The following is a 4,427-nucleotide window of genomic DNA, read 5'->3' as shown; positions in this document are numbered from 1 at the left end:
CCGGCGGCCTGACCAACAAGGAAATCGGCGAACGCATGCACCTCTCACCCCGCACCGTCAGCTCACACCTCTACCGCGTCTTCCCCAAACTCGGCATCACCTCACGCGCCGCCCTCCGCGACGCACTCGGCAAGCTGGAGGGCGAACAGGGGATGTGAGTGCGCAAGGTCGAGAAGCGTTTTCTCAGTCGAATGACTGACACACGGGGTGTGCTGCACGCCCGGTGCCGTTCTCCGCATCTGACCGTCACATGACTGATGTGTCCGGTTTCGTTGCGGACGAGAGTATGTGCCGCCGGTCCCGCCCATCACCGAAACCACCATTCGTCACCTGTTTGACAGGTGACGAATGGCATGCCAGGGTTTTCAGGGCTCGGGCCGGTCACCGAAAACGCACGACGGAGGACTTCACATGATCAACAGGCGTACCTTCAGCAAGGCCGTCGGCCTGGGCACCGGCGCGGCCGCGGTCTCACTGTCCAGTCTGCAGACCAACGCATCCGCCGCAACCGCCTCGGACCAGCCGAGCGGCACTTCCACTCCCACGGTGCCCACCATCGCCCCCGGCACCCACACCGAGTTCCGCACGCTCAAGCACGTCAAGGCCGGTGTCCTGGACATCGGTTACGCCGAGGCCGGCCCGGCTCACGGCCCGGTCGTCATCTGCCTGCACGGCTGGCCCTACGACATCCACAGCTTCGTCGACGTCGCCCCGCTCCTTGCCGACCTGGGCTACCGCGTCCTCGTCCCCTACCTGCGCGGCCACGGCAGCACCCGCTTCCTGTCCCGCCACACTCCGCGCACGGCCGAGCAGTCCGCCATCGCCCTGGACATCATCGCGTTCATGGACGCCCTGAAGATCGAGAAGGCCGTTCTCGCCGGCTTCGACTGGGGCTCGCGGACCGCCGACATCATCGCCGCCCTGTGGCCCGAGCGCGTCAAGGCCCTCCTGTCCACCAGCGGCTACCTCATCACGAACCGCAAGGCGCAGCTGGAACCCGCTCTGCCGGCCGTCGAGCACAACTGGTGGTACCAGTGGTACTTCGCCACCGACCGTGGCAAGAAGACCATGGAGAACGTGGACAAGCGCATCGCGCTGTGCCGCTACGTGTGGACCCTCGTCTCCCCCAACTGGAACTTCGACGACGCCACCTTCGCGCGTACCGCCGAGGCCTTCAAGAACCCCGACTACGCCGCCATCGTCCTCTACAACTACCGCTGGCGCATCGGCCTGATCGAGGGCGACCGACGCTACGACCGCTACGAGAAGCAGCTGGCCGCCCAGCCCGCCATCGGCGTCCCCACCGTCACTCTCGACGCCGCCCTCGACCCCTTCACCGCACCGGGCGACGGCTCCTCGTACCGCGGCCACTTCACCGGCCCCTACCTGCACCGCACGATCGCGAACATCGGTCACAACCTGCCGCAGGAAGCGCCCACCACCTTTGCCCAGGCCGTGGTCGACGCCGACCACCTCTGAGCACCGGCCACATCCAAGCGCCAGTCACCTCCAAGATCCGCCCCCCGCCACCGACCCGGCACCCCGCGCACCGCGTCGGTCATGCCCAGGAGGAGTTCCTGATGAGCGCAGTCCAGTGGAACCGGCTGACCGCCGCCGAGCTGCGTGCCCTGGCGGCGCGCGACGCGGTGGTGCTGCTGCCCATCGGGGCCACCGAGCAGCACGGCCCTCATCTGCCCACCGGCGTCGACGACTTCCTGGCCGCGGAGGTGTGCCGCAGGGCGGCGGTGCTGGCCGCGGAACACACCGGCGTGGTGGTGACGCCGTCCGTGCCGACGGGCCTGTCGGAGCACCACATGGCCTTCGGCGGCACTCTCACACTCAGCCTGCCCACGTTGCACGCGCTGCTGCGTGACTTCTGCCGCTCCGTGATCCGGGCAGGTTTCTCACGCATTCTGATCGTCAACGGGCACGGCGGGAACATGACCGCCCTCAACGCCCTCACGACCGAGCTGACCGCGGAGCTGTCGACGCCGATCGCGTTCGCCAGCTCCTTCGGCGTCGGACGGGAGGTGGTGCGGGACGCCCTGGAGACCCAGGACGGTCTCATGCACGCGTGTGAGGGGGAGACGTCCATGATGATGGCCGCCTTCCCCGAGCTGATCCGTACCGGGCATCTGGTCGAGGCGCACGGGCCGCGGATCACGCTGCCCGCGGAGTCCACCGAGCCGGTGTACACGGCCGTGTCCTTCGACCGGATCACCGAGTCCGGGGTCGCGGGCGACGCCCGGGTAGCGAGCCCGGAGAAGGGCGAACGGATGCTCTCCGGCTGTGCGGCGGCGCTGGCCGACATCATCGTGCGGGACCCGTGGGCCAAGTAGGTCGACGGTTCAGCGCCGACGTGACCCCGCGGCGCGCGGCCGGGAAGGACATCGCCCTCCCCGGCCGCGCCGGTGTTCAGGACTCGCCGCGCCTGGGCAGGCGCCAGTTCGGGCGCGGGAAGTGGCAGGTGTACCCGTCCGGGTAGCGCTGGAGATAGTTCTGGTGCTCCGGCTCGGCCTCCCAGAACGGGCCGGCCGGCACCACCTCGATCACCACCGGTCCCGGCCACAGCCCGGACGCGTCGACGTCGGCGATGGTGTCCCGCGCGATGCGGCGCTGCTCGTCATCGAGGTAGAAGATGGCGGAGCGGTAGCTGAGGCCGATGTCGTTGCCCTGCCGGTTCCTCGTGGTCGGGTCGTGGATCTGGAAGAAGTACTCCAGGATCGTGCGGTAGTCGGTGATCGCGGGATCGAAGACGATCTCGATCGACTCCGCGTGCTTTCCGTGGTCGCGATAGGTGGGTTCCGGCTTGTCGTCGTCGCCGCTGTAGCCCACCCGGGTGCGCACCACCCCGGGCAGTGCCCGGATCAAGTTCCTGCATGCCCCAGAAGCAGCCACCCGCCAGCAGCGCCCTCTCCTCGGCGTCACTCATGGCACCTCACCTTTCTGTCCGCGTCGGTCCGCGCAGGGTCCAGGCTCGCGCGTCGGACCGAAACCCCTCCGTCACCACCTTGACAGGTGACGGGTCGCATGACAAATTCATCACCAGTCAGGGCGGTGACGAAAGCCGGCAGGGCCGGCCCGCCCCATGTACCGAGAAAAAGCCTGAGAGGGGTCTGTCGTGGTGAGCATCAAGGGTGGACGCAAGCGGCTGGTGACGGGTGCGGTCGCGACGGCCACGGCGGGTCTCGCGTTCGGCGCGTTCGCCCTCAGCGGCACCGCCAACGGCGCGGCCAAGACCGCCGAGGCCGCCGACACCGGCAGGCACGCCAAGCCGACCATCGTCCTGGAGCACGGCGCCTTCGCCGACGGCTCCAGCTGGAACGGCGTCATCGCGGACCTGCGCGCCGACGGCTACCCGGTCATCGCCGCCGCCAACCCGCTGCGCGGCCCGGCCTCCGACGCCACCGCCCTGCGCACGGTCCTCGACCACGTCAAGGGCCCGAAGATTCTCGTCGGCCACTCCTACGGCGGCAACGTCATCAGCCAGGCCGCCACCGACGACCCCGAGGTCAAGGCCCTGGTCTACGTCGCCGCCTTCCTGCCCGCCCCCGGCGAGAGCGCCCTGGAGCTCACCAACAAGTACCCGGGCTCCACCCTCCCCGGCGCCCTCGACCCGGTCACCTACAAGCAGGCCGACGGCTCCACCGCCACCGACCTGTACATCCAGCAGGACAAGTTCCATCACCAGTTCGCCGCCGACGTGCCCGCCCAGCAGGCCGCCCTGATGGCCGCCGAGCAGCGTCCCATCGCCCAGGCCGCCCTGGAGGAGAAAGCCACCACCGCGGCCTGGAAGGCCAAGCCCAGCTGGGACATCATCACCACCGAAGACCTCAACATCCCCGCCGCCGTGCAGCGCTTCATGGCCAAACGCGCCCACGCGCACACCACCGAGGTCGCCGCCTCCCACTCGGTCGCCGTCTCCCACCCGCACCTGGTGGCCGACGTGATCGAGCGGGCCGCCCGCGCCACCGTCCGCTGACACCCCCTCGAAGGGCGGCGGGACTCCAGGTCCCGCCGCCCTCGGCCGGCACCGGACATCACCGGCACACCTCACGCGTGTGCGGTCCGCAGGAGAATCGACGCCATGACCTCACACTCCGACCCCCGTGCCCTCGGTGCCTTTCTCAGGGCCCGTCGGGCGCAGCTGGATCCGCGCGAGTGCGGCCTGCCGGAGACGGACTCAGCGCGCCGGGTCACGGGACTGCGCCGCGAGGAGGTCGCCCAGCTCGCCGCGATCAGCGTGGACTACTACACCCGCCTCGAACAGGGCCGCGTCCGCGCCTCCGCCCCCGTCCTTGCCACCCTCGCCCGCGCCCTGCACCTCGACGACGACCAACAGCAATACCTCTACGAACTCGCCGGCCGCACCGACAACCGACCACGCCGCCGCCGACCCGCGCAACGCGTACGCCCCGCCATGCGCC

5 protein-coding genes and 1 pseudogene are annotated in these 4,427 nt (G+C 69.6%); 5 read left to right on the top strand and 1 reads right to left on the bottom strand.

All coding sequences use genetic code 11. The features are described from left to right. The 3 genes from ACTWQJ_RS46990 to ACTWQJ_RS46980 all read left to right on the top strand — a co-directional run. A partial coding sequence (locus tag ACTWQJ_RS46990; RefSeq protein WP_443312503.1) for a response regulator transcription factor occupies positions 1-158 on the top strand: 158 nt, incomplete at its 5' end. A gap of 253 nt (positions 159-411) precedes the next feature. Continuing rightward, entirely contained in the window at positions 412-1,479 is a 1,068-nt protein-coding gene (locus ACTWQJ_RS46985) for an alpha/beta fold hydrolase (RefSeq protein ID WP_443312502.1), read from the top strand. Between the two features lie 101 nt (positions 1,480-1,580). Then, positions 1,581-2,339, top strand: coding sequence for a creatininase family protein (locus ACTWQJ_RS46980; protein WP_443312501.1), 759 nt, complete (start codon positions 1,581-1,583; stop codon positions 2,337-2,339). Positions 2,340-2,415: 76 nt separating this feature from the next. Here ACTWQJ_RS46980 and msrA read toward each other — a convergent pair. Beyond that, positions 2,416-2,932, bottom strand: a pseudogene (gene msrA / locus ACTWQJ_RS46975) (peptide-methionine (S)-S-oxide reductase MsrA). 189 nt (positions 2,933-3,121) lie between these two features. Here msrA and ACTWQJ_RS46970 point away from each other — a divergent pair. Beyond that, complete coding sequence (locus tag ACTWQJ_RS46970) at positions 3,122-3,982, top strand: alpha/beta fold hydrolase (RefSeq protein ID WP_443312500.1); 861 nt, start codon at positions 3,122-3,124, stop codon at positions 3,980-3,982. Between the two features lie 105 nt (positions 3,983-4,087). Further along, positions 4,088-4,427 (top strand): helix-turn-helix domain-containing protein (locus ACTWQJ_RS46965; protein WP_443312499.1); only part of this gene is annotated, 340 nt, incomplete at its 3' end.

It is taken from the genome of Streptomyces sp. KR55 (assembly GCF_052245645.1).
Lineage (GTDB): Bacteria > Actinomycetota > Actinomycetes > Streptomycetales > Streptomycetaceae > Streptomyces > Streptomyces flavusporus.
The sequence above is the reverse complement of the archived record's forward strand: the minus strand, read 5'-3'. Positions and strand labels throughout refer to the sequence as shown.